This is a genomic window from Streptomyces oryzae (assembly GCF_017676365.1).
Classification (GTDB): Bacteria; Actinomycetota; Actinomycetes; order Streptomycetales; family Streptomycetaceae; genus Streptomyces; species Streptomyces oryzae.
In genome coordinates this window covers 1-5,033 of record NZ_JADKMA010000305.1, presented here as the reverse complement: position 1 = coordinate 5,033, position 5,033 = coordinate 1, and the positions used below count along the sequence as shown (strand labels likewise).

Genomic DNA, 5,033 nt, shown 5'->3' with positions numbered 1-5,033 from the left:
TCACCTGCGTGGGCTCGGAGTTGCTGCCCGGGCCGCCCGGTCCCCCCTGGGGGCCGCCGGTCTGCGGGAGGACGTTGGTCTCGGCCGACGGGTCGTACTGCCCGCCCGCGCCCGCCGCACCGCTGTGCGGCAGCACCTGCGTCGGCTCGGAGTCGTTCGCGCCGGCGCCGGGGCCGCTGCCGCCGGTGTTCGGGACCGGCGCCGGTGCCGGGTCGGGGGCCAGCAGGGCTGCCACCCCGAGCGCCGCGCTCGCGGCCTGCGGCGTGGCCTGCGCGCCGATGCCGTCGGCGACCGTACGCAGCCCGCGCGCCAGGTTGACGGCGCTGGGGCGTTCGTCGGGGTTCTTGCGCAGACAGCGCTCGATGACCGTCCACAGCGGGTCGGGGACGTTCCGCGGGCGCTCCGGCTCCTGCGCCAGGTGCTGGTGCAGTACGGCGAGCGCGCTGTCGCCGCTGAACGGCGGATAGCCGCTGACCAGCTCGTACAGCAGGATGCCCGCGCCGTAGATGTCCACCGCCGAGGTCTGCGGGCGCCCCTCGGCCGACTCCGGCGCGACGTAGGCCGGGGTGCCGACGAACTCCTGGGTGCGGGTCAGCCCCGGCGAATCGGCGAGGCGCGCGATCCCGAAGTCGGTCAGCATCGGGCGCATGCCGTTCTCGTCCTCGGTGAGCAGGACGTTCGCCGGCTTCAGGTCCCGGTGCACGACGCCGTCCGCGTGGCTGGCCGCCAGCGCGTCGGCCACCTGCGCGGTGACCAGACAGGCGGCGATGGGCGAGAACGGGCCGTTCTCGCGCAGATAGCGGTGCAGATCCGGGCCCTCGATGAGATCCATCACAAGGGCCAGCAGATCGCCCTCGACCACCAGGTCGCGGGTGCGGACGATGTTGTGGTGCGTCAGCCGCAGCAGCACGGAGCGCTCCCGCAGGAAGCGCATCACCACGTCGGGGTCGTTCGCCAGCTCCTCCTTGAGAACCTTGATCGCGACGGTCTCGCCGGGCTGCCCGGCCACCGCCGCCTCCGAGCCCGCCGTCTCCCGCTGGCGCGCCCGCCAGACGGTGCCCGTGGCGCCGCGCCCCAGCGGCTCTTCGAGCAGGTACTTGCTGCCTACCGGCCGCACGTCATGCGCTCCCTGGTCTCGTACTGCAATCCCGCCCACAATAGTGCCGCCCCACAAGGCGGTACCGGGCTCCGCACACTGTGCTCTTGGGCACCCGTGTGCTTTTGTGCACCGCTGTGCACCGCACGTGCTTCTGTGCACCGCCTGTGCAGTTGAGCACACGGTCGTACTGTCGGGCACCCGTTGTGCACACTCGGATACCCGCCATGGCGCACGGGCCCCACGTGCTCACGGGACACGGGCCCCACCATCGTGCACCTATGGTGCAGCAGCGGAGTCGGACGGTTCCCCGGAACTCCGGTCCCCGGGTAGACGCACGCCGGGTGGCGATGGTTGCGGTGGCGCCGCTGCCCGGACAAGATCGTTTCGCACTGCAAGATCGGGCGGATGGCCAGGACGGGCCCCGTTGTCCGTCGCGGGTGCGAGTATGCATGCAGTGGTACGGACGATGTGCCGGCGCGCGAGCGCGGTGGGCAGGCAGGCCCGCCCGGCACACGGCGCGGACGGGACCTGGAGGCGCAGATGCAGATCCGGCTGACTGTCGCCCTGGCGCCGCGCGGCGCACGCGGCGCGGCCGAAGCGGGCGCGGGCTCCCCCGGCCAGCCCGTCGCGCAGCCCGCGGGGCAACCCGCGGGGCAACCGGTGGGACAGGCGAACGTGCTGGTCACAGCGCCCGCCGGGACAGTGCTCTCCGCGGTGACGAACGCGCTGGGAACCTCGGCGGCCGCAGCGCTGGCGACGGCCTCCCCCGGGAGTTCCTCCGGAAGCGAGCCGACCGGCCAGGCGACCGGCCAGACAACCGGTCAGGAGGAAGCCTCCCAGGAGCCCGTGGTCGTCTACGCCGGGACGCGGCGGCTGGATCCGCACCGTCAGATCATCGGCGAACCCCCGCTGCTGGACGGCGCCCTCGTCTCCCTCTACGCACCGGTCGCCCCCGCCGCGCTGCCCGCACACGGCGCGGCCGTCACGGCGCTGACGGCGTACGGCTCGGCCAAGGCCAGGCTGCATGTCACCGGCGGCCCGGACGCGGGCGGCATCCACCTCCTCCAGGGCGGCAAGGTCCACCTCGGGCGCTCAGCCGACGCCGACGTCCCGCTCGACGACCCGGACGTCTCCCGGCTGCACTGCGCCGTCACCGTGACCGACGGCGGCACGGTCACCGTCACCGACCTCGGCTCCACCAACGGCACCACCCTGGACGGGGCACCCGTCGGCCGGCAGCCCGTCCTCTTCCGCCCCGGCGCGACGCTGCGGATCGGTGAGACGGCCATCCGGCTGGAGGCTTCCGCTCGTACGGCGCCGGGCGCGGGCCCGCGTACGGAGGCGGATACGGCGGTTCCTGCCCGAGAGGCGCCCGCCGCGCCGCTGGCCCTGCCCACCACGCCGGACGGCGAGGGGCGGCTCCGCCTCGTGCGGGAAGGCGCGGCCGCGAGGATCCCGCTATGCGCGGGGGAGGGCGCCGCCGCCCCCTCGCCCACGGATGCCGCGCAGGCCGGGCAGGCCGAGCACTGGGGCACCGGGGAGGGCCCGGACGGCCAGGGCCACGCCTATGCGCCGGCTCCCGGCGGGCCCTTCCCTGAGGCCGACATGACCCACAGCGCCGGTATCGTCCCGCTCGGCGACGCCGCAGCCGCGCCGCCGCAGGAAGCCGCCGACGCCGCACACCGCAAAGGGCGGGGGCTGGGCGCCTGGGCACGCCGCTTCACCGGCAGCCGTACGGAACCGGCAGGCGGCCCCGCCGCAGGACCGGGTGCGGCTGACGGCAGCGCGCCGCCGCACCCCGTCCGCGGCCCGCACGGGCCCACGCGGTACGGCTCGGGCACGGCGCAGGGCTACACACAGGGCCGCGCGGACGGGTATGCGGAGGGCTGGGCCGCACATCCTGCGGAGAGCTCCGGTTCCCTGGGGGCACCGGCCGGATCCGGCGCACAGGGCGGTGCCGGAGCGCCGGTGTCCGCGGGAAGCGGCGCAGGGCAGCGCTGGCCCGACCCGGCCGCCGTACTGCTGAGCGCCCTCGGCCCCGGGCCCCGGCTGTGGGAGCGCGACCCGGGACATCCGGACGCGCTGACCGTACGGCTCGGCGTCGCGCACCGCGGTGGCGGGCACGGCGATCCGGTCACCGTCGATCTGCGCCGGGCCGGTTCGCTCGGGCTGGCCGGGCCGCGCGCCCGGCTGTCGGGGCTGGCGCGGGCGGTGCTGGCACAGCTGACGGCGCTGCACGGGCCGAGCGCGCTGGAGGTCGTACTGCTGGCGGCGGACCAGCGGCGCAGCCTCGACTCCCGGCAGCAGGAGTGGTCCTGGCTCGGCTGGCTGCCCCATCTGCGTCCGGCACACGGTCAGGACTGCGGGCTGCTGACGGCCTACGACCACGAGCAGGCCGCAGCACGTACGGCCGAACTCGTCCGGCGGCTCGAGGCGCAGAGCACCGCTCCCCGCCGCGCCGGCCGGCCCGGTCCCGCCGTGGTCGTGGTGGTGGACGGCGACCCCGGTTCGGCGGCGCTGCGCACGAACCTGGCCCGGCTGGCCCGGGAGGGCACCGCGGCCGGTATCCATCTCCTCTGCCTCGCCGAGACCCCGCCCGCCAGCCCCTCCTCGCCGGTCGCCGCGACCCTGGAGACCGCGACCGCGGGCTGCGCCGCCTTTTCCGAGTGCGGGACGGTCGCGCTGCTGAGCGGCGACGTGGCCACCGCGGTGCGGGTTCTCCATCCAGCGGCCTCGCGTACGGCGCGCGGCGGGAGTGCGGGGCACGGGAGCGGGGTGCCGGAGGCGCGGGGGCCGCAGGGATCGCGGGACTCGCAGGGAGCGCGGGGATCACGGGACCAGCAGGGACCGCGGGGGGCCCGGAGCGGCACGCAGGCCGGGTCGGGCCCGTACGGCGGGGCAGGTTCGGCCGGGCCCGTCGGTTCGGCGGGGCCTATCGGCTCGGCCGGCCCCGACAGCTCTGCTGATGCGGCCAGTTCGGCCCGTTCAACGGGCCCGGTCGGCCCGGCAGGTTCAGCCCGTTCAGCCGGTTCAGCCGGTTCAGCCGGTTCAGCCGGTTCAGTCAACCCGGTCGGCCCGGGCGGCAGTTCGGGAGGGGCCGTGAGCGGCGGTGTTACGGGGGTGCCGGGTGGGCCGGTGGCGACCGTGGATGCGGTTTCCGCCGCCTGGGCGGAGCGGTTCGCGCGGGCGCTGGCGCCGTTGCGGGAACCGGAAGGTGCGGGGGCCGAGGCGTCGGATGCGCCGACCGTGACGCTGCCGGACCAGTGCCGGCTGCTGGATGAGCTGGGGCTGGCGCGGGCGACGCCCGCCGCGCTGCTCGCCCGCTGGTCGGAGCGGGCAGCCGCCACCTCGGGGCGGGTGCCCGTCGTCTTCGGTGCGGGTCCGCACGGTCCGCTCGAGGCCGACCTCTCCGATGTGTCGGGGCTGGCCGGACTGCCCGCCCGGATGGCGCCGTCGGCCCCCGAGGGCGAGGCCGACGGGGCGGGCCGCGCGCTGCCGGGGCACGCGTTCGTCAGCGGCGGCCCCGGTTCCGGCAAGACCGAACTGCTCCGCTCGCTGGCCGCCTCCCTCGCCGCCGGGGAACGCCCTGACCGGCTGGCCATGGTGCTGGTGGACGGCGCGGGTTCCGAAGCCGGTGACGGGCTGCGGGTCTGCGAGGAGCTGCCGCACGTCACCGCGCAGCTGACCGCGGGTGACCCGGTACGGATGCGGCAGTTCGCCCAGGCGCTGACGGCCGAGCTGAAGCGGCGGGCCGAGTTGATCGGCGACGAGAGCAGCTACGAGGAGTACGTACGGCTGGCCGCCCGCCCCGGCGGCCGGGTGGTCGCACCCCGCAGAACCCCCGAGCGCGCACCACTGCGGGAGCAGGCCCAGGACGCCCAGGAGCCGGTGCAGGTCCCGTCCCCCGCCCCGGCGCCCGACGAACGCGCAACCG

General features: G+C 76.1%; 2 protein-coding genes. One reads left to right on the top strand and one right to left on the bottom strand.

Annotated features, from left to right (window positions below; genetic code table 11):
• The coding region (locus ITI46_RS32965) for a serine/threonine-protein kinase (RefSeq protein ID WP_209243621.1) at positions 1-1,117 on the bottom strand (1,117 nt) is incomplete at its 3' end.
• A 522-nt stretch (positions 1,118-1,639) separates the two neighbouring features.
• Between ITI46_RS32965 and ITI46_RS32960 the strand changes: the two genes are divergently transcribed.
• The coding region (locus tag ITI46_RS32960; RefSeq protein WP_209243620.1) for an FHA domain-containing protein at positions 1,640-5,033 on the top strand (3,394 nt) is incomplete at its 3' end.